Here is a 23,600-nt window from a genome sequence, read left to right as displayed (position 1 = left end):
CTTTTAATTATGGTTGGTTTGCATGGTTCATTGTATTTTGGCAAACCTTTCTCCAATCCTGTAAATTTATCAAAAATCAAGAAATATAAATATGAAAAAAATGTTAATTGTAAGAATTATGATTGCGATATGGAAAATAAAAACGCTTCACGTTGAATTGAAGCGTTTTTATGTAAAATTTATAGGCTAGTAACCGTGGAGATTAATTCCTTCAGTTCTTTCTAAAGTCACTTTTTTACCCATTTTCTTTTGAATCACTCTGAAATGCTGCAGTTCATCATCTGTCAGAATGTTAATAGCAATCCCTTTTTCGTTGGCACGGCCTGTTCTACCAATACGGTGAATGTAATCTAAAGGAGAACGTGGCAATTCGTAATTGATCACACAAGGTAAATAGTCGATATGGATTCCACGCCCAATTAAGTCTGTAGCCACTAGAATTTGAGCTCCATTGGATTTAAACTCTTCTAAATTATTTCTTCGGGCACCTTGGGATTTCTGACTGTGAATAGCGACCGCTTTAATTTTATTCTTTTTAAGTTTTTCTACCAAGTTATCTGCAGATCTCGTAGATGAAACAAATATCAATGCTTTTTCAACTTTCTTTTCCTTAATCAGATATCGTAAAAAAGGTCCTTTATTTTCGGGAGAGACATGATAAGCAAATTGCTCAATATTATCAATCTCAACTTCCTCTTTTTTTATTTCAATAATCGTTGGATTGATCGATAGACGTTCTTTCATTTCAGCGACTTTGTCATTTAAAGTAGCTGAGAATAAAGTAGTTTGCTTCACTACAGGCATTAAAGCGAAAAGCTTATTCATTTCTTCACCAAAACCTAGCTGAAACATCTTATCTGCTTCATCAATCACCAAATGTTGAATTTCTGAAATACTCAATGCATTATGATCAATCAAATCTAACAAACGCCCGGGAGTTGCTATAAGAACTTCCACTCCAAATAGTCCTTTCATCTGAGGATTAATAGAAACCCCTCCATAAACTGCCATTGTACGGATTTCACGCTTCAGATTTTCAGTGAAGGCTCTAAAAACCTCATCAATCTGAATAGCTAATTCACGGGTAGGAACCAATATTAAAACCTGAATATTACGACCTTTCTTAGCTTCTGTATTTTGTAATTTTTCTAAAATCGGCATTACAAAACAAGCCGTTTTTCCGGAACCTGTCTGTGCAATTCCCATAAGATCTTTTCCCTGTAAAATAACAGGTACAGCCTGTTCCTGAATGGGAAAAGGTTTTAAGTATCCTAACTTTTTAACAGAACGAATAATATTGTGTGATAATCCTAGCGATTCAAATGACATAAAAACTATTTATTTACTGCAAAGATACGCTAAAAGGAAGTAATGATGCTCCTCTTAAAGATGACAGTTGGTAGTTATAAAACTAAAAGTAACTTCTCTCCTCCTTCTTCCCGCTTCCCTCCTTTAACTTTTTATTGCCGATTTGTCCGATAATTTAGTTTTGGAAAAGTTTTTGCCAATTAGTTTTTATAAATTTATCAAAAATTCGAGAAATCAAAATATGAAAAAAGCGTTAATAATAGTCGATGTACAGAATGATTTTTGTGAAGGCGGAGCACTTGCAGTACCGGGAGCTAATGAAATCATTCCTTATATCAACCTCCTGATGGAAGAAAATGAATATGATCAGATCGTTTTGACACAAGACTGGCATCCGGTAGGACATAAAAGCTTTGCAAGCAGCAATGGACGTGAAGTGGGAGAAAGTATTATTCTAAATGGAGTTCCTCAATTCATGTGGCCAGATCACTGTGTACAAGGAACATTCGGTGCTGAATTCCATAAAGATTTAAACCAAAGCAAAGTTACCCATATCATACAAAAAGGTAAAAATATTGAAATTGACAGCTATAGCGGTTTCCAAGACAACAACCATTTTATGAAAACCGGTTTAGATGATTTCTTAAAATATCATGATATTCAATTGGTAGAAATTGTAGGCTTGGCAATGGATTATTGTGTGAAATTTACCGCTCAGGATGCGGTAGCCAATGGATATATTACCTGCCTTCATTTCAATGGTACTCGTGCTGTAAACGTAAAACCGAATAATGGAAAAGATGCCATCTATGAAATGCTTGAAAAAGGCGTGACTATTCTTGGATAAAATAATAGTATATACTAGCATTTATTAAAATAAAACAGCATCATTATTGGTGCTGTTTTATTTTGATATGTTAATTTCCATTCAGGATAGCTAATTTCGATAGAAAATCTTGAGGTTCAATATTTCCAACTGCAAATTGATGTTCCAACAGTTTGATTTTTTCTGTTTTGGTATAAGGACGATTATAGATTGTTGCTAATATACTTTCCTCATCATAATAAGGACCAATAACATGTTTTAAATCACGGAAAGCTCCATAATATCTGACACCAAATAATCTTTGTGATAATGCATTGAAATGAATACTGTCAGCATTAGCTGTAAGCCCTTTGGCCGTAACAAAATAACAGTTTGCATGAGTGTTGGCAAAATCTTCCAATGCTTGATTAATTAAAAGATATGAAGTAAAATATTGTCCGAAGATTCCATTCGGGAGAAAATCTCCTAAACCACCAATAATAAGAGGGATTTCCGGAACATCTAATTCATGACGTAATGTCTCAATAATTACAGCAAATTTTTCCCCATATTGTTCAGCTTTTTCAGGAGAGCAGTCGTTTTCACCCTGATGCCATAGAATACCTGAGAGCTGGCTCGTTCGCTGTGCAAGTTTAGCTTGTGATACAGCATTTTCAAATAAAGCACCGCCTACAGCCCAATCATCAAGGCTTGTTCCTCCATCAGCACACGGAATTAATCCTATTTCTTTCTGTTGATTGTCAAGTCTCCAGGACGCTGCAAAAGAAGCAGCAAGTCCTACTCCTGCACTGGGCCGATCAAAATTAATAGGTTCAGACATAATTTGCCATAGTCCGTTTCTTTGCATTTTAATATGTTCATTATAGATTGACGGAACTTCGCTAGCGTAGCCACGACCAGCCATATTTGACTGTCCTATCATTAAAAAGGAATGTATCATTTTTTATTTATTTGTATACCAATACTTCTTCTGAATGAAGACCAGGCCAGTTTTTTTACTTCATTTTGAGCAATGTCACCTGATCTGAATGCCATAATTGTTGCCGTAATCGCACTGGTAAAAAGAATTCTTATCCAAGGTAGCGGAAACTGGTCATCAACTACTTTCTGTTTTTGTAATTCATGAATAGCATCAAATAATTGATCTCTTTTTTGAAAATATGCTGAACTTAGCTTGTTTTCGTAAGCTATTGAAGAAAATTTATTATTCTCATTCAGTTTTATGAGAAAAGCGTACTTGGTTCCACTGTCAATTCCTGCATATAATAAATATTCAAGTTGTACTAAAGGATTTTCTGAGCTATTACAAGCTTTAATCGTTGCGAGCTCCCATGCCTCCAACATATTCTGATTGCATGCTTCCAATAGTTCATTTCGATTTTTAAAATATCTATGAAGTGTTCTTCTACTAATACCACAACTCACAGCAATATCCTCAAATGTTGCTGAAAAATTTTCATTTAAAACTGATATCGCTGCATCAATAATCCTTTGCTGAGTATTCATAATTTTTAATTGACGCTAAATTACGACAAATGTCTCATTTTTGAGACATTTATTTATTTGGTAATACAAAAAAAGCGCAGAAAATAAATTCTGCGCTTTTTTATTTGCATTAACCTTAAACTTCTTTTAAAGCATTTTAAGGTTGTTTACTTCCAGTTCTGAAAGGATTCTCCAGTGTCCTCTCTTAATGTTTTTCTTCGTTAATCCGGCAAACATTACTCTGTCTAAAGACTCTACTTCGTACCCTAATCTTTGGAAAATTCTTCTGATAACACGGTTCCAACCGATGTGAATCTCAATTCCGATTTCATTTTTAGGCTTACCTTCAATGTATGAAATTTGATCAACCACTGCTACTCCTTCATCAAGACGGATTCCTTCTGCAATAAGACGTAAATCTTCACCTGTTAATTTTTTGTCTAATGTTACATGATAGATTTTCTTAGCATCAAAAGATGGATGCGTCAGTTTTTTGGTCATGTGTCCGTCATTAGTCAATAAGATAACTCCTGTAGTGGAGCGGTCTAATCTTCCAACCGGGAACAATCTGTAAGGCGAAGCGTTGGCTACAAGATCCATTACTGTTTTTCTTGCTTTATCATCCTTCGTTGTAGAGATATACCCTTTTGGTTTGTTCAGAAGTACATATACAGGTTTTTCCGGCGTAATGCTTTGTCCATCAAAAACAACTCTGTCGGTTTTCTGTACCTGATAACCCATTTCAGTTACAGCTTTTCCGTTTACCTCTACAAGCCCCTGAGTGATAAGCTCATCAGCTTCTCTCCTGCTGCAGATTCCAGAGTTAGCAATATACTTATTAAGACGGATGCTGTCTTTATGAATGTCTTTATCAATCTTGTTCAGCCTTCTTTTCTGTACAAAAGATCTTGTTTTATCATCTTTTCTCTCCTCTCCATTAGCAGAAGGTCTTCTACCATATTTCAGGCTGCCTCTTTCGTACTTATCTCTTGTGTCAAAGTTTTTGCCACCTCTCTTAGGTTTTCCAAAAGATTTTCTTTCGTAGCTTTCACTTTTATTCGTGATATAAGCTCTACTTTCAGATTTTGATTCAGAATCATCACTTGAGCTGTTAAAACTCCCAGTATTTTTCTTAAACGGTTTCTTTTCAAATCTTGAGTTGGATCCTGAATGTTCGGGGCCTTTTCTTGCTCCGTCTTTAGAGAACGGCTTTTTAAAAGGTTTTGATCCTGAAGAATTTCCAGATCTGGAAGCACGAGAATCATCAGAACTTTTCTTGGTTGAAATTCTTGGTCTCTTTGATCTGTCTGAATTATTATTATCTCTGCTCATTCTAAAAATTTTTGCAAAGATAGTAATTTAGTTACGAGTTAAAAATTAAGAATCATAACTTTGCAGAATAGTTTACATTTTAACCTTACATATTTTCGAAGATGATAACAATATTAAACGATAATTTTTCGCAACTCAACGACTTTCTTCATGAGAAAACATTCAGTAAAATTTTTATTTTGGTGGATGAAAACACTCATGAATACTGCCTTCCTGTTCTGTTAGGTAATATGGAAACAGATCTTGGGTTTGAAATTCTGGAGATTGAAGCAGGAGAAGAAATGAAGAATATCCAGACTGCGAATCAGCTTTGGGAAATTCTTACCGAAATGCAGGCAGACCGAAAAGCATTGGTCATTAACCTTGGTGGCGGTGTTATAACAGATATGGGAGGTTTTGTGGCTTCTACTTATAAAAGAGGAATCCAGTTCATCAATATTCCTACTACCCTTTTATCTATGTGTGATGCCTCGATTGGTGGGAAAACAGGGATAGATTTAATGCATTATAAGAATATGGTTGGAACATTTGCATTCCCGGAACAGATTTTTATTTACCCTCAATTTTTAGAAACATTACCTTTTAAAGAATTAAGAAGTGGTTTTGCTGAAATGCTAAAACACGGATTAATCGCTGACAAAGCACACTGGAATCAATTGATTCAGATTCATAAGCTTAATGTAGAATCAGTAACTCCTTATATCCAGAATTCTATGGATATCAAGCAAGATGTTGTAGAAAAAGATTTCCATGAAAGCAATATCAGAAAAACCCTGAACTTCGGACATACCATAGGACATGCTGTTGAAAGTCTTTGTTTACAACAGGGAAATCCTATTCTTCACGGAGAAGCTGTTGCGATGGGAATGATTAGTGAAGCTCACCTGGCATTTCTTGAAAACCTTATTTCAGAAGAAGATTCAAGAATCATTATTGAAAATATCCAACGATATTATCCTTATTTAGATATCAGCGATTTTAAAGATGAAGATATTACAGCTTTATTATTGAATGATAAAAAGAATGTGGACAGTAAAATTAATTTTTCTTTACTTACAGGAATCGGAGCATGTAATTATGACCACCAATGCAGCCAGAAAAATATCCTGGAAGCAATTCATTTCTATAGAAAATTGAATGATCTTTAAATCATCTTTTCTTTGTTTTAAAGAATGATAATGGAATATTCTAATTTGTAAAATAGACCTTAAAATAGATAAAGCCTGATTATTTACAATCAGGCTTATTTTATTTCGAAAAAGAAGATTCCAGCTGTTTTAAACGGTCTTCAAAAATAGACTGCTTATGCTGCATTTCAATATTCGATTTTTTTAAAGCTTCATTTTCATTTTCTAAGATTTCTATCCTTCTTGCTAATTCTTGAGTGGCAGAGATATTCAGCATCGACAAAGCATCATAGTCTACCGTTCTCATATCAGATACTTCAGTTCCATAAACAAACAATTTTCCTTTAAGTTTTTTATCTGCTACATTAGCTGTGATACTATTAGGGGTGCTGTCCTGTATTTCCAAAATAATTTCTCCTGTTTCATCATATACTTTAAGAAATTTATCCCTTTTAGCAATATCAATAGGCTTTTCAAAAATAAAAACATCTCCATTTTGTTTTGCCAACTGATAAATATTAGGAATAAAAGTTTTTACACCACTTCTACTGACTGCTTGCGGATATACAGTCTCTACCTCCTGAGCGATTATCTTTTTAAATTTCTGCTTACCATACACAGATTCATCTTTCATAAGATAATTGGTAATACTGAGCTTTTTTAAGAGTTCCAAATCCTTTGAGCTATCTGATTTTCCTATGATATTTTTGATTCTTTTATCTGAAAAGAGAGAGGTTTGTGCTACACTCAATTTCCCTACTGAGATAATATTTCCATCCGCATAAATAGAAGTGTTGGTATTGAAAGTACCTATATCATTGGTATAATTAGAATAAGTAGTTGATGTTCCGTCAAAAGAGCCCGAATCAGGACTTATTCCATAATAAGTAAGGCTTGATGCAGCCAGAGGCCATACCGTAGTTTTTAGCCTGATGTCCAGTGGAAACTTTGGGGTATTTGTTCCAATACCAATATTTCCGTTCTGATCAATATTAATTCTTCTGTTTCCGTCACCATCAGCAATGATGATATTATTTGAAAGCGAAGCCGGTAAACTACTTACATTAGCTCCAATAATCGTATTTGATTTTCCGGAAACAAGCCCGGCTCCTGCCCGGAAGCCAATAAACGTATTATAATTATTTACAGTATTTAAATTATATCCTGCAGATCCGCCAATTGCAGTATTTCCTCTTCCACCAGGAATCATTCGAAAAGAGTCACCTCCAATTCCTATATTGTCATCTCCTGAAATCAGCTCACGAAGAGAACTGGCACCGATACCAACATTTCCTATTGTACTTTTAGCTGAAAAAAGTGAAAAATAACCATTTGCAACATTATTATTCCCGTCCAGATTCGAATATAAAGCCCGATATCCATAGCCAGTATTTTGTATCCCCGATTTGTTATTGCTCAACACCTCTGATCCTATTGCCGTATTCATGCTTCCTATGGTATTGGAAATTAAATTATTTACCCCTACCGCAGTATTGTTAAGTCCTGTTGTATTAGCAGTCAAGCTATTAACGCCAAAGATGGTATTGGTGGTGTTTAAAACTCCGGATACAATATTATTTCTTTTAAAAATAACATCTACATTATCAGATGTCCCGATAAAATTGACCCCGTTTACCATACCCGAGTTCCCAGTCAGACTCCATCCCGTCATCACAATGGGAGTTAAATCATCCAATACTTTTGTCCATCGTCCAGCACCTGTACTCCAATAATAATATCCGGGATGAACATCGTTTACAGAAGCTATATTATAAATCATTAAAGAATTGGCAGCTAAAGGTACTGTAGTCGTATCAGAACTTCCAGTTAATGCCACTCTGGGAATTAAGATCCCTTTATTAGAACCCGCAACTTCTAATGCTGAGGATGGATTAGGTGTTGTTGTATTGATCCCGATCTGAGCTTGTATGTTGTTTTCAAAAAAAAGAAGCAGCAGCATCAATGTGCATTTTTTCATGTTGTAAAGATTAATGAATTCTTACAAATTTCAATGAGCCATTTTGTAAGAGCATCAGGTTATCATCATATAAGAAACACAAAATTAATAAAGCAAAATGGTTTGGTAATGATCTTTTGTCGAAACTTAGGCTTATATAAAGGTTCTCTCATGAGTTGGTAATTTGATAGTAAGGGTCGTTTTATCAAATAATTTTAATGGGGAGTATGATGGAAAGATATCCTTGAGCTTATTTTCAACTCTATTTTTGACAAAACCGTCAATTTAGCCTCATTCTAAACAAATGTTTATTTAATTACTCATGACACTGAAGACCAATTAATTAAATTGAAAATAAATACAGAAAAGCCTATTTTTTTATTGATTTTAACCCGTTAAAATATTTTTTGGCAAGCAATTTGAAAGATCTCCAGCGTTCTACAGAAATGAGAACAAGTAGTAAAATTTAAAATTAAGAAAGAGTAAAAATTTAAAATTTAAAGTTATGAAAAAGTTAATTTTAGGATTAGCAGTAACTGCAAGCACGTTGGCGTTCGCTCAAACAACTTCTTCTAGTCCGGTAGCATTTGGTGTAAAAGGAGGAATGAACGTTTCTTCACTTTCAAAAAATAACGGTCTGGATGATCAAAAATCTAAAATAGGATTTAATGCAGGTGTATTTGCCAACATTCCAGTGGCTACTTCATTAAGCATTCAGCCAGAGGTATTATATTCACAATATGGTAATAAATCAGATTATACTTTAGCAGGAACTAAATATTCTGCTTCTACTAAACTAGATTATATTACGGTACCGGTAATGTTCCAGTACAATGCCCTACCTAACCTTTATTTAGAAGCAGGTCCGGAATTCGGATTCATGGTAAGTGCTAAGAATAAATTCAAAAATGAATCTTCAGGGCAATCTTCTACAACAGATAACTTCAAAGATAATTTGAATACATTCAACTTTGGTATCGGTTTAGGAGCTGGATATTACTTCACGCCTAATTTGGGAATTACAGCAAGATATGTAGCTGGTTTAACAGACATTGCTAAAGACAGACCTAGTGGATCTGATGCAGTAAGAAATAATGTATTCCAAGTAGGATTAGCTTATAAATTTAGATAAGCTTCTTAAACATTCAGTAACAAATTTTATATTCAATAAAAGATCAGATTATTTTATAGTCTGGTCTTTTTTTATTTAGAATCTTAAATTATGTTAACTAAATATATGCTTTTTTAGTAGATTTTTTATATAAATTTAGCTGCAATGACCTGTTAGAAAGACAAATAAACTTATTTTGATTTTTTGGCATACAATTTGATAATAAAGAAAGTGTTAAACAAAACTTAAAAACTATTAAATAAATACTTATGAAAAAGATTTTTTTAGGCCTAGCATTAGTAGTAGGTACTTTCTCTTTCGCACAAAAAACTTCAAGCAATACAGCTTCATCTCCAGTTAGATTTGGATTAAAAGCTGGTCTTAACATTTCTAGCCTTTCAGGTAATGATACTAAATCTAAAGCAGGATTCTATGGTGGTGTATTCGCTAACATTCCTGTAGCTCAAGATTTCAGCGTTCAACCGGAAGTTCTATATAGCGGTATGGGAGCAAAAGATAAAAATAACAGTGATGTTAAACTTAACTTAGATTACCTAGCTGTACCGGTAATGTTCCAGTACAATGCTCTTCCTAACCTTTATGTAGAAGCAGGTCCTCAATTCAGTTTCCTTTTAAGCTCAAAAGTGAAAACTAACAATGGATCTTACGATGCAAAAGACGGAATGAAAACTTTCGATTTCGGTCTAGGACTTGGTGCTGGATATTACTTTACTCCAAACATTGGTGTTAATGTAAGATATGTAGCTGGTTTATCTGATATCTTTAAAGATAGACCTAGTGGTTCTGATTCTACTAAGAACGGAGCGTTCCAAGTTGGTTTAGCTTATAAATTCTAAGCCTACCCTTAGGTTTAATAACAAATTAGAAACCGGATTATGTATTTAATCCGGTTTTTTTATATCTAAATCTCTTTTTCATTTTTTTGGCAAGGAATTTGCGTATAGAGTATTAATTGTATCTGTTTTGAAAGTATCTTTACATTACAGTTTTTACTTTATGATTTTAAATTCAAAAATTAGTTTAAAAATCAAATAAAAAATTCTGTTACATATTGATTAAAGTTTGAAAAATAGATAACGGAAATATAGGTTTATATTTCCATAATAGATAGAATACATTTTGATTTCAATAGAAAAAGTCAGGTTTACTTGTTTAAACCTGACTTTTTCGCCTTATATGACTTTTGTCACTTTTCTTCACTTTGGCGGGAATTTTGCTGCCGTCTGGGAGTTAATTTAAAATTATAATCATGAAGAAATTATTCGTAGGATTGGCTTTCGCAGGAAGCCTTTTTATCAATGCACAGGAAAAAGCAAAGTCATCTTCCCCAATTAAATTTGGAGTTAAAGCGGGAATCAATGCAACTACTATGTCAAGAAGTGACTATAGCTTTTCTAATGGTTATCAGAATAATGATGAGAAGCTAAAAGTAGGTTTTAATGCCGGAGTATTCGTAAATATACCAGTAGCAGAAAAATTCAGTGTTCAGCCGGAACTTCTTTTTAGCCAATTAGGTTCGAAATCTGAAATAAGAAATAAGACATCTTATGGAAATCAAACCTCTACAATGGAAGCCAATTACAAAACAAACTTAAATTATATTGTTCTACCTCTTATGGTACAGTATAATATCCTTCCTCAGCTTTATGTAGAGGCAGGTCCTGAATTTGGATTATTATTGGGAGGTAAAGTAAAAGGAGATATGACCATTACTGAAAGAAGTGGAAATTATACATTCTCTGAGAGTGGAAATTTTTCAGAAAAAATAGATATGGATCAATTTAACAGATTCAATTTTGGTATTGGTATTGGTGCAGGATATTATTTTACGCCACAATTTGGGGTAACTGCTAGATTTGTTGCCGGACTTACAGATGTAATAAAGAACAGCAATAGTGATTATAAATCAAGAAACAACGCTTTTCAGGTGGGAGTAGCTTATAAATTCAAATAGAAATTTATTATTTTTCGATGTACTGGCCAGATGTTTTTATCATCTGGCTTTTTATTTTTGCTTATTTACATCTGTGTTATTTTTTTAAGCAAATTTTAATAATTAGCAGATCCTTTTATATGTGATAAAATTAACATAAAATTTATCATAAATATTCCATATATGTTGAAATATTTTATACAAAACGTGACTTCATGGATCTTTTTTTTAATCAAAAACCCTTTAAAAAAGTCCTGTACGTCTGGTTTTTTTGAGTTTGGCAAGCATTTTGCAAAATAAATCGCGAATGGTTGAAAGACCATCACAAGTAGTAAAAATTAAAAAATAAAAATTATGAAGAAGTTATTTTTAGGACTTGCATTAACTGCGGGTACATTAGCATTTGCTCAGGAATCAACAACTGTAAATACATCACCTCTAAAAAAAGACGCTCAACCTATTAGATTTGGTATTAAAGCCGGAGGAAACTCAGCGTATTTCAGCGCTCAGAAATTCGGAATGAACAGCCAGAAATTAGGATTCCATGCTGGTGCTTTTGTGAACATTCCAATCTCTAAGCAATTCAGCTTACAACCTGAGGTTTTATATAATCAAATGGGAGCAAGAGATGTCATCTCTTCTGAAACGGTTTATGACAAAACTACAACAGTTCAGGATAAAGTAACCTTGAACTATATTTCAGTTCCTTTGATGATTCAGATGAGACCTATGGATAATTTTTATGTAGAAGCAGGTCCTGAATTCAGTTATTTCATCAATGGAAAAATGAAAGGTGACATAACTACTAAAAATACTGTAGGAGGTGTTACCACTACTGTAAGCCAATCTCACTCTGAAGACATTAACAAAGATGAGATCAATAAATTTAACTTTGGTTTAGCCCTTGGTGTAGGATATGATATCACTAATAATATCGGAATCAGTGCAAGATATACTAATAGCTTAACGAAGATCGATAAAATGAGTACTGCTGCTGAAAATAACAACAGAGTATTCCAATTAGGTCTGAACTATAAGTTCTAATACATACTAACCAATTTTTTAACTCCAGATGCATGCAAGTGCATTGTATAAAATAGCCGGAAGAATTTCTTCCGGCTATTTATATTTTGGTGAAGTAGCTTTTATAATATGATATATCATTTTGAATGAAACAGAATGAAATGAAGAATCTCATTCAACCTTTTGAAAATACTTATTCAAATATTCTCGGATCATCACTGAATACAGGAATATTAAGATTGTACTGCATTTCATCATATTAAAGCTAGGAGCCTATTCAATAACAAAAAAAAGAGCCAGATATTTACTATCTGACTCCCTATCTTTAAGGAAGAAATATTAATTAAATAGTTCTACCTCCTCTCCTTTTCCTACCGGATATTCTTCTGTAAAGCATCCGAAACAATGGTTAGAAGATCCTAAAATATCTTTCAGATTGTCTATGCTTAAAAACTCTAAAGAATCTACTCCTAAATAGTTTTTAAGTTCTTCTGTAGTCATATTGGCTGAGATCAAATCATCTTTTGATGGAGTATCAATTCCTAAATAACATGGAGCAATGATTGGTGGAGAAACACTTCTGAAATGAATCTCTTTTACGCCTGCATCTTTTAGAATTTTAACCAGTCTCTTTGAGGTTGTTCCACGAACGATAGAGTCATCAATGATTACTACTCTTTTGTCTTTCATTTCTGAAATAATAGGATTCAGTTTAAGGTTTACTACCCTTTCTCTCATTTCTTGTGTAGGAACGATGAAACTTCTTCCGATGTATCTGTTTTTAATCAAAACAGGGCGGAAAGGTATTCCTGAAGCTTTTGAGAATCCAATGGCAGCAGGAACTCCTGAATCCGGAACTCCAATAACTAAGTCTGCATCTACAGGTGCCTGTTCCCAGATCTTTTCTCCTGATTTTTCTCTGATCTCATACACATTGATGTTTTCTAAGGTGGAGTCAGGTCTTGCGAAATAGATATATTCAAAAGAACAGATTCTTTGTTTTCCTTTGGCTTCATCCATCATATAAGAATGAAGTTTTCCAGGTTCGTTTTCATTGGTGTAAATGATTTCTCCAGGAAGAATATCACGTACATACTGAGCTCCTACAGCATCTAATGCTACCGATTCGGAAGCTACTACATAAGAGTTCTCATTAATAGCTCCTAAAACCAGCGGACGGATTCCGTTGAAGTCTCTGAAAGCAAAGAATTTATTTCTTGTCATTCCTACTACGGAATAAGCGCCTTCAATTTTCTCCATGGTAGCTTTGATCGCTCCGCGAAGTCCAAGGTCAAGATTTTTTTGGATCAATCTCAAGATCACCTCAGAATCGGAAGTTGCTCTGAAAACTACACCTTCAGCTTCCAGCTCCGCTTTTAATTCTTTCGCATTGGTAAGATTACCGTTGTGCGCTATAGAAAGTATAATCTGGTCATATTCGTTTTTGGCGAAAAATGGCTGGAAGTTATATTTCTTTTTATCTCCTGCAGTGGTATAACGGGTATGACCGATTGCAGAATTTCCCATAAAAGTTTCAGGTTCCTGAATGTCTTTATAAACGTCTAAAACCAATCCTTCATCTTTCATATTGGTAATTTTACCGTCTTTTAAAACGGAAATACCACAAGCTTCCTGACCTCTGTGCTGTAATGCAAAAAGCCCGAACTGTGAAAGAGAAAACGTATCCAGATCATTATCTGAATAGAGTCCGAAGATTCCACATTCCTCATTAGGAGCGTCTAATCTTTCCTCCTCCTGAGTTCTGAAAAGGTTTCTTCCGTAAACCTGGTTTTCAAACTGTTTTAAATATTCACTTTTATGAATGTCTAAACTTTTCATTTCTATTTTTTCTAAATTAAAAGATTAAAAAATTTAATGATTAAAAGATTACTGACAGTTTAATTTTTAAATGATTCAATCTTTAAATAAATTAAATCTTATTTTACCAAAAGGTTTTTAAGACGGTTGTAGATTTCAACATACGCCTCCGTTACTTCTCCTAAGTCTCTTCTGAATCTGTCTTTGTCTAGTTTCTTCATTGTATCTTTATCCCAAAGTCTGCAAGTATCAGGAGAAATTTCGTCTGCAAGGATGATCTCCCCTGAAGAAGTTTTCCCTAATTCGATTTTGAAATCTACAAGGATGATGTTAATTTTATCAAACAGTTCAATAAGGATGTCATTGATGTCTGAAGATAATTCATACATTTCATCAAGCTCTTCGTAAGTAGCAGCTCCTAAGAATACTGCGTGGTGATCGTTGATAAGCGGATCTCCTAACTCGTCTTTTTTATAGCAGATATCGAAGATGGTTACAGGAGATTTAATTCCTTCTTCAACACCTAATCTTTGTGCCATACTTCCTGCAGAGTAGTTTCTTACGACCATTTCTAAAGGAATGATAGAAACTTTTTTTACCAATTGCTCTCTTTCGTCTAATTTTTTAATGAAATGAGTTTTAATCCCTTTTTCATTTAAATATTCAAAAATAAGAGTAGTGATGGCGTTGTTCATTTCCCCTTTCAGGTCAACCTGCCCTTTCTTTTGAGCGTTAAATGCTGTAGCATCGTCTTTGAAACGTACTACTACTTCATCTGGATTATCGGTAGCAAATACTTGTTTCGCTTTCCCCTCGTACAACATTTCTTTCTTTTGACTCATAATTTTACTTTCTAAATTGTAGTTAGATTTATTTATTTTATTATTATTCCTGTTAAGACAGCCAGTCCAAAACTTAGCAGTGTACCAATTAATACATATTCTGTAAGTTTTCTCTGTTTTGCCTGTGCAAGGTCGCTGAACCTGAAAACAGATTTGGCAGCCACCATGAAACCTACGCCTTCCCAGTGGTTCACCATAATAAAGGTAAACACCAGCAGGCGTTCTAAAATTCCGATATATTTTCCGGCACTTGATAAAGATTCGGTTTGAATAGAGTTAGCACCCTCCGGAGCAGGTGTCCAGGATGATAGAAGGATTTTGATAAAAATAGAAGCTGGTGTTGTTAGAAACAAAGCAGCCATAATGATCTTTAAAAATTCCTGATTTTGTAAAAAACTGAATTGAAATTCACCAAAATAAAAAGATACTCCTGCAATCACTATAATATGCAGCAGTTGATCGATGAAAAACCATGCTTTTTTTGTTTTTATAGTCTGGAAACTCAGTTTAGCAGCATCAATAAAGAAATGGGTAATTCCCACCAAAACAGAGACCCACCAAAGCCGTAAATCCCAAAGAAAAATAAGACTTAAAGCGGTATGAATCAGAATATGAAAGTATAAATACTTACTTTTTAGTTTATAGTTCTCCTTATCAGCAACCCATGAATTTGGCTGAAGTATAAAATCTCCGAGTAGATGTGCCAATATGAGTTTGATAAAGATCATGCCTATAGTTCTGAGATTTTCTTTCTGAAATACTGATTGGTTTCCACGATGAGCTCATAGTTGGCTCGTTTCAGTCTCTGGCTGATAGAAGACTGTGATATAGCAAATCTTTTCGCAAGATCCTCCTGAGTAATATCCTGATTCATGATCATCTCATGAATAATTTCTGAGGTTGCCATCGTCCAGTTATCAAAATCTTTGGACGACCATTTCAATAAAATATTAAGATCCCTGTCTACTGAATCGCTGGACGTTTTAATTGCAACAGTGTGCCCATCATTCTTCAGATCATTCAGAAGTCTTCCGGAATGTACATAAGCCGTACCATTGGATTCGGTGATCTTTTCAGAAGAAAAGCTTTCTTCACCAATGCCTATAGCCATTCTTACATCCAGGTTTTCCTGGCTTTTAATAAGGGATTTTATGGCTAGAAAATGCCAAAAAACAGAGTCTATACTACATTTAAACTGAAACTCATCTCCCCTGTAGATTTCCCATGTGCCGGGAGCGCTTCCCCAGGTTTCGAGAAGATTTTTAAGCTTGGTAATCCAAACTTCAGTGTCCGCATGCTGTGAATTTATAATATCACCAGTAATGACCGCTATCATACTGCAAATATAAGCATAATTACTTATAAATAAAAAATATAAGCACAAACACTTATAGATATTGATTATTAGCGAATCTGCTTATATCGATTATATAGTAACCATAAGGTTTTTAACGCTTTAAGCAAAATTAAAAAATTAGAAAAAGACAAAATAAATTGAAAATTTTCATGAGAATTTGAATATTAACTCAACTTTTTTACTGTTTTTTATTTCAGAAGCTGTTTCCTGCTATCCGCTCATACTCCTCGCCCCTTCCGATCCCGCTGCTTGCTGTGGGGTAACCGCTCCTATCAGGGCTAATACCCTTAAACCCTATTAGGTTAAAGACGATGATCTCTAAAAAAATAAACCTAACAGGTTTTTGAAACCTGTTAGGTTGGCTATCATTAAAATATGAGTTATGTCCTTTTTTACTATTTTTTTATAAACTGTTGAGTATACTCATCCAGTCTTAAAATATAAGTTCCCGTAGGAATTCCCTGTACAGAAATATCTTTCTTGTTTCTGAACGGATCTTTCTCTGTGAGGATCACTTTTCCTGAGAAATCAATGATCTGTGCTGTTTTGATCTTTTCAATTTCCCCATTTACAAAAAGACGATCATATACAGGATTTGGATAGATCCCTAATTTTTTATCCTTGGCTGCAATAAGCTCATTTGTAGATAACGTTCCTAAGTTTTGACAATAGTTAGATGGATAAGAATCCCATTCCCCGATACTAAATGTGCTATTGGGCTGATAGATTGAGCTCTTTCTATATAAAGAAACATTCCCATTGGTGTTAGCTACGTATTTTGTTCCGATAGCATCCACGGTAACAAATTGGTTATAGGCAAGTTCCACATAATTATCTCCTTGAAAAGTCATAGGATCTGAAGCCGTTACAAATTTTGCCTGGCTGTTGCTGTAACATGATAATGTTGATTTAGGATTCAAAATAACGAAAGTTTCGTTATTACTTACTTTTCCTTCCAGTTCATAAGTATCAGCACGATAATAGTTACCTTGGGAATTCTTAAGCAGAATATTGATTCTATAACTATTAAGATTCACCTCATGTCCCGTTCTATTGGTAATTTCGAGAGCATTATTACTTACAATCAGATTATTGGTTCCTGAAATATACTTTGTAATGATAAGATCCTTAGCATAGGAGTCTGAAGCAACAGTAGAAGCTGTTACTGTATTGCTGAATGGAGACTCAAGATAACCTTTATCATAAGCTTTTACCGTAAAAGTATAGGTAGTAGACGGATCTAAGTGATCTATACTTATAGATGTGCCTTTAGTCGTTGCAATAGGAGTAGCTCCACCATTCATATAAATTCTGTAACCTAAAACATCTGATTCCGGTGAAGCTGTCCAGTTCAAATTAACAAAATAGGCATTCTGTTGAGTTGAAGTTAATGATCCCGGTGCCGAAGGTGCTATAGCGTCTGGAGTTTCTGACCAGATCATATTCACCCACTCCGGGTGATCAATAAATGGGTTCCTATTATTTTGTATTGCATATATTGCATTATTCCTGTCAATTTCCCTTTGTGAAACCGGATCTGCAGTACTCCATTGTTTCAGCATTTCAACATAAGGAAGATCAATCGCTCTTTCTTCCGTTCCGTCAAGCGGACACTGATCTGTTGTAGGGTTTATATTTGCAGATGTACTGTATGCCGTATTAAACGAACCTAATTTACCTTCATATCTTACAACAAAATACAATAAAGATCTCGCAACATCTCCTTTAAATTCATCAATAGGTTCATACACTCTTCCTACATAAGGGTAATTAGGAATGGCCGCCTTAGATATTTTCGAAGTATTAGTAAAAGTATAATAATTAGTAGTACCTGCTATACCGTAAGGATAATTGTTTCTTAATTGATTGATTCTGGCATCAGCAGGTATAATGAAATTCAAATCTGAAAACATAGGATAATCACTAATAGTCTTCTTCTTATTTGCTTCGTACCAAATAGTGGTAAATGTACTCTGCGGCATCATATGTTCCTTATTATATCCGGAACCTTCAGCACTTCCTCCGCCTAACTGAGTGATGACATATTCATAAGCATCGGCTCCGGTAGGAATTTCGGAATAAATATCCAGCAAATATTCTGTATTACTGGCATCATGATCATAATATTTATCCAGATCGGTTTGTTTATAGAAGAGTTGAAGCCCATCATAATTCCAGCTGATATTTTTCTGAGAAATAATATCATGAATCTTAGTTTTCAGGGCATAGCCTGTGAGTCCCTCTGTTCCGTCATAATATCCTGCAGGAATTTGTGCAGAAATATATGTGGAAATCAAAATAATAGGAAGTAGAATTTTTTTCATGCCTTAAAAATTGGGCGACTAAATTAGTAAAATAAAATATGTAAAACTTTGAATATTTTATTAAGAATACATTAATTCTTAAAATATAAAAAATTGGAAATTAAAATATTGACATGATATATATTATGGATGTGATAATTTTTTTTAGCATTCCGTCAATTTGGTTATCTTTGGGAACTAACTATTATCAATATGAATACAGAGACAATTGACAACATCAAAATGATAGCGGAGACAGCTAGAGAATTTGCAGAGAAGAATATCCGACCGAATATTATGGAGTGGGATGAGAGCCAGACTTTTCCAAAAGACTTATTCCACCAATTAGGAGAAATGGGCTTTATGGGAATTGTAGTTCCTGAGCAATACGGAGGTTCCGGTTTAGGCTATCACGAATATGTTACTATCCTTGATGAAATTTCTCAGGTAGACCCGTCTATTGGTCTTTCTGTAGCAGCACATAATTCTCTTTGTACCAATCATATTTACGAGTTTGGAAATGAAGAACAGAGACATAAATGGCTGCCTCAGTTAGCTTCCGGAAAAGTAATCGGAGCTTGGGGATTAACTGAACACAACACGGGTTCGGATTCAGGAGGGATGTCTACTACTGCTGTAAAAGACGGTGATGAGTGGATCATTAGCGGAGCTAAAAACTTTATTACTCACGCTATTTCAGGGGACATTGCAGTAGTAATGACCAGAACAGGTGAAAAAGGTGCTAAAAATAACTCAACAGCTTTTGTTTTAGAAAAAGGAATGCCTGGATTTACTTCAGGTAAAAAGGAAAATAAATTAGGAATGCGTGCTTCTGAAACTGCAGAATTGATTTTCGATAATGTACGTGTACCGGATTCTCACCGTTTAGGAGAAGTAGGTGAAGGCTTCAAACAAGCGATGAAAATCCTTGACGGAGGTAGAATTTCTATTGCTGCATTAAGTCTAGGAACAGCAAGAGGTGCTTACAAGGCTGCTTTAAAATATGCTAAAGAAAGACATCAGTTTGGAAAATCAATCTCTGAATTCCAGGCGATCAACTTCATGCTTGCTGATATGGCTACTGAAATTGATGCTGCAGAATTATTGATTCAAAGAGCTGCAACATTGAAAAATGCTAAGCAAAAAATGACCAAAGAAGGAGCAATGGCAAAATTATATGCTTCTGAAGCTTGTGTAAGAATTGCCAACAATGCGGTTCAGATCTTCGGAGGATACGGATATACAAAGGACTTCCCTGCTGAGAAATTCTACAGAGATTCTAAACTTTGTACTATTGGTGAAGGAACTTCTGAAATCCAGAGACTGGTGATCGGAAGAGATATTACAAAATAACTTTAACCCTCATACAAATGATTAAACAGGCTCTTTTAGGTGAGTTTTTGCATGAAGCAGAAAACACCAGAAAAATCTTAAAAGCAATTCCTGATAGCGCTTTAGACTGGAAACCATCTGAAAAAAACTGGACAACCGGTCAGCTAGCCTCTCATATTGCTGAAGTGTATAATTGGTACGATCCTACCTTTAATCAGGATGTCTTTGACATGGGAAAATACCAGTACGATAAAGGTGATATTTCTAGAGCCGAAAATATTGTAGCGAAATTTGAAGAAAATGTAGCGAGAGCACAAAAAGTTTTGGAAGAGTCTGATGAAAATACTTATTTCAATGAATGGAAAATGGAAATCAATGGCCATGCTATTTTTCCTGCTTCCCCAAGAGTTCAGGTAGTAAGAGGTTTTCTTTATAATCATTTATACCATCACAGAGGTGAACTGGTGGTTTATTTAAGATCAACCGGAAATAAAGTTCCAGGACTTTATGGTCCAACTGCTGATGACATGAGATAATCGATAATTATTTTAATAAAAATGAATGACATACGTGGTTTGCGTATGTCATTTTTTCATTTTGAGACATTGTCATTTAAGATATATCTAATGTATTACATAATATATTAAATGGATATTCTAAAATTTTCTTAAAAATTTTTGTTTTTCGTAATATAATTTTTATTAATTTCGATTTACCATAATAAAAACAAATATTTAATATGAAAAGACAATTAACCCTACTTGGGATGCTTCTTATTACTGGAGTTTCCTTTGCACAGACTGACCGCCTTTGGTCTCAAGAGTTTTCAAAATCATCTTCAGAACCTTTTGAAAACAAATCTGGGATCCGAAATCCAAAATTATTCAGCCTGAATATTAATGGTTTGAAAAATGCTCTGGCTAAGGCCCCAAAGAGATTGGCAGCTGGCGAAAAATCAGAAATCATCATTTCCTTCCCGAATTCTGATGGCAAAATGGAAAACTTTAAAGTAAAAGAAAATTCCAACTTCACTCCTGAACTGGCAGCAAAATATCCGGATATCAAATCCTATATTGGCCAGGGACTTGAAGACCCTAATTCAACGGTGTACTTCAGTGTTTCTCCTCTAGGATTATCGTCCATGGAAATTTACGGTGACAAGTCTGCAGTATTCATTGAACCTTATGCTAAAGATCTTTCTACATATGTTGTTTACAAAAAATCTGACAAAAAAGATGATCTTAATAAGTTTGAATGTACAGTAATTGATGTTGCTAAAAAAGGAACATCCAACGCAGGCCTCGCAGCAAGACCTAATGCTGATGATGCCAAACTAAGAACATTCAGATTAGCATTATCTTGTACAGGAGAATACACTGCTTATTTTGGCGGAACAAAAGCTCAGGCTTTGGCAGCCATGAACAATACAATGACTCGTGTAAACGGTGTTTTTGAAAAAGATTTTGCAGCGAGAATGGTACTAATCCCTAACAATGATGCCGTTATTTACACCAACGCTTCTACAGATCCATATTCTGCAGCATCCGGAATGAGCAGCTGGAATTCCCAATTACAGAGCACACTGACTTCTATTATTGGAGAAGCTAATTACGATATCGGTCACTTATTCGGAGCTACCGGTGGTGGTGGAAACGCAGGCTGTATTGGCTGTATCTGTACCAATGGCTCAAAAGGAAGCGGTTATACTTCTCCTGCAGATGCCATTCCGTCGGGAGATAATTTCGACATCGATTATGTAGCTCATGAAATGGGACATCAGTTCGGAGGAAACCATACTTTCTCTATGAATAACGAAGGTACCGGAGCTAACATGGAACCAGGTTCAGGATCAACAATTATGGGATATGCCGGAATTACCAGCCAGGATGTTCAGCCTCATTCTGATGCGTTTTTCCATGCCATAAGCATTCAACAGATTACCAATAATATTAAAGCTAAAACCTGTTCGGTAAATACCAACACAGGAAATACTATTCCAACAGCTAACGCAGGTTTAGATTATACAATTCCAAAAGGAACTCCATTTGTACTTACCGGAAGTGGTACTGATGCAGATGGTGATTCTTTAACTTACATCTGGGAACAAATGGATAATGCTTCTTCTTCACAAACAGGAGCAAGTTCTGCGGCAAGTGCTACAAAAGCTTCAGGGCCTAATTTCAGATCATGGACACCTACAACCATACCTACAAGATACTTCCCTAGAATGGCTTCTATTCTAGCTGGAGCTACCACTACTGCAGGTTCCGAAATTACAGTAGAAGCACTTTCTTCTGTAGCAAGAACATTAAACTTCAGATTTACTGTTCGTGATAACAGAGCCGGAGGTTCAGGGAACAATTCGGACGACGCGGTTATTACAGTAAATAGTACTGCAGGGCCATTTGCTGTCACTTCTCAGAATTCAGCAACTACTTATACAGGCGGAAGCTCACAAACTGTAACCTGGGATGTAGCAGGAACTACTGCCAATGGAGTAAATACGGCAAATGTAGATATTCTTTGGTCTACAGACAGCGGAAATACCTGGACTATTCTATTATCAGCAACACCTAATGATGGTTCACAAGCAGTAACAATTCCTAATGTTTCTACAACTACAGGAAGAATTATGGTAAAAGGTTCCAATCATATTTTCTTTGATGTAAACAATGCTAACATTTCTGTAAATGCAGGATCCGGAACACCTGATACAGTTGCACCTACTGCACCTACCCTTGCTGCTTCAGGAACTACTTCTACGAGCACCAATCTTTCATGGTCTGGCGCTACAGATAACGTAGGAGTTACAGGATATGATTTATATATGGGAGCTTCATTAATTGGCTCAACAGCATCTACTACTTACACAGTAACAGGTTTAACGCCATCTACTACTTACAGCTTATCTGTAAAAGCAAAAGATGCTGCCGGTAATGCTTCACCATCAAGTAATACAGTGAATGTAACTACCCTTGCAGGAGGTGGAAATGTTACTTACTGTTCTTCTTCTGCATCTAATACTGCTGATGAGAGAATTGGCAATGTATCATTTGGAACAATTAATAACACTTCAACAGGAACAGCTGGTTATGAAGACTTTACTTCTGTTTCTACTAATGTAACAAAAGGAAGTACTTATACCCTTTCTATTACTCCTACCTGGACTTCTACGAAGTACAATGAGGCTTACGCTGTGTATATTGACTATAACGGAAACGGAAGCTTTGCAGACAGTGGTGAGCTAGTTTGGTCTAAGGCAGGCTCTACAACAAGCCCGGTTACAGGATCCGTTACTATCCCATCAACAGCAGCTGCTGGTTCTACAAGAATGAGAGTAATGATGAAATATAGCACAATTCCTACTTCATCTTGTGAAGCGTACACTTATGGACAAGTTGAAGACTATACCGTAAACATAGTTTCTTCAGGAAGAGGGGACCTTTCTAATACGAAAGATCTTATTACAGATATTAAGTTATACCCTAACCCGGTAAAAGATATCATGTATATCTCCAATACAACATCTGAAGACTATAAAATCTTCGATATGAGTGGAAAAGTTGTTGACGCAGGAAAGATCCAAAGAGGCTCAGTTAATGTAAGTAACCTTATCAAAGGAGCTTATATGATCCAAATTGGAGAAATCTCAAAACGATTTGTTAAAAACTAATCACCAAAAAATTTAAACGATGTGAAACTGCCCTGTAAATGGGCAGTTTTTTTATTTATTTATATTCAGAGGGTTATATATTTTTAAATCTTTATTTTTAATTATTCTAAAAAAGAATAATTAATTGCTGATATTTTTCATTAATTTTGATC

At 34.9% G+C, this 23,600-nt stretch carries 19 protein-coding genes; 9 read left to right on the top strand and 10 right to left on the bottom strand.

Annotation, left to right across the window (positions count from 1 at the left end; all coding sequences use genetic code 11):
• Positions 1–186 precede the first annotated feature (186 nt).
• The gene (locus GTR01_RS10235) at positions 187–1,329 is read right to left on the bottom strand and encodes a DEAD/DEAH box helicase (RefSeq protein ID WP_160137745.1); all 1,143 of its coding nucleotides are present in this window, start codon (positions 1,327–1,329) and stop codon (positions 187–189) included.
• 220 nt (positions 1,330–1,549) lie between these two features.
• Between GTR01_RS10235 and pncA the strand changes: the two genes are divergently transcribed.
• On the top strand, positions 1,550–2,155 hold the full coding sequence (gene pncA / locus GTR01_RS10230) for a bifunctional nicotinamidase/pyrazinamidase (protein WP_160137744.1): 606 nt from the start codon (positions 1,550–1,552) through the stop codon (positions 2,153–2,155).
• 70 nt (positions 2,156–2,225) lie between these two features.
• On the opposite strand, the gene GTR01_RS10225 is transcribed toward pncA, so the two are convergent.
• The 3 genes from GTR01_RS10225 to GTR01_RS10215 form a co-directional block, all read right to left on the bottom strand.
• Positions 2,226–3,074: a sialate O-acetylesterase gene (locus GTR01_RS10225; RefSeq protein ID WP_160137743.1), complete on the bottom strand. Its 849-nt coding sequence runs from the start codon at positions 3,072–3,074 to the stop codon at positions 2,226–2,228.
• The gene (locus GTR01_RS10220) at positions 3,071–3,640 is read right to left on the bottom strand and encodes a TetR/AcrR family transcriptional regulator (protein ID WP_160137742.1); all 570 of its coding nucleotides are present in this window, start codon (positions 3,638–3,640) and stop codon (positions 3,071–3,073) included. The genes GTR01_RS10225 and GTR01_RS10220 overlap by 4 nt, the downstream gene beginning before the upstream one ends.
• Positions 3,641–3,766: 126 nt before the next feature.
• Complete coding sequence (locus tag GTR01_RS10215) at positions 3,767–4,951, bottom strand: pseudouridine synthase (RefSeq protein ID WP_160137741.1); 1,185 nt, start codon at positions 4,949–4,951, stop codon at positions 3,767–3,769.
• Between the two features lie 101 nt (positions 4,952–5,052).
• On the opposite strand from GTR01_RS10215, the gene aroB reads away from it, so the two are divergent.
• Entirely contained in the window at positions 5,053–6,099 is a 1,047-nt protein-coding gene (gene aroB / locus GTR01_RS10210) for a 3-dehydroquinate synthase (RefSeq protein WP_160137740.1), read from the top strand.
• 100 nt (positions 6,100–6,199) lie between these two features.
• On the opposite strand, the gene GTR01_RS10205 is transcribed toward aroB, so the two are convergent.
• Entirely contained in the window at positions 6,200–8,056 is a 1,857-nt protein-coding gene (locus tag GTR01_RS10205; protein ID WP_160137739.1) for a tail fiber domain-containing protein, read from the bottom strand.
• 484 nt (positions 8,057–8,540) lie between these two features.
• On the opposite strand from GTR01_RS10205, the gene GTR01_RS10200 reads away from it, so the two are divergent.
• From GTR01_RS10200 to GTR01_RS10185, 4 genes are all read left to right on the top strand, one after another.
• Positions 8,541–9,167, top strand: a complete 627-nt coding sequence (locus GTR01_RS10200) for a porin family protein (protein ID WP_160137738.1) — start codon at positions 8,541–8,543, stop codon at positions 9,165–9,167.
• A 248-nt stretch (positions 9,168–9,415) separates the two neighbouring features.
• Entirely contained in the window at positions 9,416–10,003 is a 588-nt protein-coding gene (locus GTR01_RS10195) for a porin family protein (protein WP_160137737.1), read from the top strand.
• Between the two features lie 413 nt (positions 10,004–10,416).
• The gene (locus tag GTR01_RS10190; RefSeq protein ID WP_160137736.1) at positions 10,417–11,121 is read left to right on the top strand and encodes a porin family protein; all 705 of its coding nucleotides are present in this window, start codon (positions 10,417–10,419) and stop codon (positions 11,119–11,121) included.
• Positions 11,122–11,454: 333 nt separating this feature from the next.
• On the top strand, positions 11,455–12,144 hold the full coding sequence (locus tag GTR01_RS10185; protein WP_160137735.1) for a porin family protein: 690 nt from the start codon (positions 11,455–11,457) through the stop codon (positions 12,142–12,144).
• A gap of 318 nt (positions 12,145–12,462) precedes the next feature.
• On the opposite strand, the gene purF is transcribed toward GTR01_RS10185, so the two are convergent.
• From purF to GTR01_RS10160, 5 genes are all read right to left on the bottom strand, one after another.
• Complete coding sequence (gene purF / locus GTR01_RS10180; RefSeq protein ID WP_160137734.1) at positions 12,463–13,962, bottom strand: amidophosphoribosyltransferase; 1,500 nt, start codon at positions 13,960–13,962, stop codon at positions 12,463–12,465.
• Between the two features lie 98 nt (positions 13,963–14,060).
• Positions 14,061–14,783: a phosphoribosylaminoimidazolesuccinocarboxamide synthase gene (purC, locus tag GTR01_RS10175; protein WP_160137733.1), complete on the bottom strand. Its 723-nt coding sequence runs from the start codon at positions 14,781–14,783 to the stop codon at positions 14,061–14,063.
• 32 nt (positions 14,784–14,815) lie between these two features.
• Positions 14,816–15,511 (bottom strand): DUF3307 domain-containing protein, encoded by a 696-nt coding sequence (locus tag GTR01_RS10170; protein ID WP_160137732.1) that lies wholly within the window; start codon positions 15,509–15,511, stop codon positions 14,816–14,818.
• Positions 15,512–15,513: 2 nt separating this feature from the next.
• Complete coding sequence (locus GTR01_RS10165; RefSeq protein ID WP_160137731.1) at positions 15,514–16,119, bottom strand: SatD family protein; 606 nt, start codon at positions 16,117–16,119, stop codon at positions 15,514–15,516.
• 416 nt (positions 16,120–16,535) lie between these two features.
• Positions 16,536–18,464: an endonuclease gene (locus GTR01_RS10160; protein WP_160137730.1), complete on the bottom strand. Its 1,929-nt coding sequence runs from the start codon at positions 18,462–18,464 to the stop codon at positions 16,536–16,538.
• A gap of 192 nt (positions 18,465–18,656) precedes the next feature.
• On the opposite strand from GTR01_RS10160, the gene GTR01_RS10155 reads away from it, so the two are divergent.
• The 3 genes from GTR01_RS10155 (at position 18,657) to GTR01_RS10145 (ending at position 23,448) form a co-directional block, all read left to right on the top strand.
• A complete protein-coding gene (locus GTR01_RS10155) occupies positions 18,657–19,796 on the top strand; it encodes an acyl-CoA dehydrogenase family protein (protein WP_160137729.1) in 1,140 nt (379 codons plus the stop codon).
• A gap of 17 nt (positions 19,797–19,813) precedes the next feature.
• Positions 19,814–20,311 (top strand): DinB family protein, encoded by a 498-nt coding sequence (locus tag GTR01_RS10150; RefSeq protein ID WP_160137728.1) that lies wholly within the window; start codon positions 19,814–19,816, stop codon positions 20,309–20,311.
• A gap of 203 nt (positions 20,312–20,514) precedes the next feature.
• Entirely contained in the window at positions 20,515–23,448 is a 2,934-nt protein-coding gene (locus tag GTR01_RS10145; RefSeq protein ID WP_160137727.1) for a reprolysin-like metallopeptidase, read from the top strand.
• The last annotated feature ends 152 nt before the right edge of the window (positions 23,449–23,600 follow it).

This window comes from Chryseobacterium sp. c4a (genome assembly GCF_009900745.1).
Classification (GTDB): domain Bacteria; phylum Bacteroidota; class Bacteroidia; order Flavobacteriales; family Weeksellaceae; genus Chryseobacterium.
This window is presented reverse-complemented; position numbering and strand designations above follow the sequence as displayed.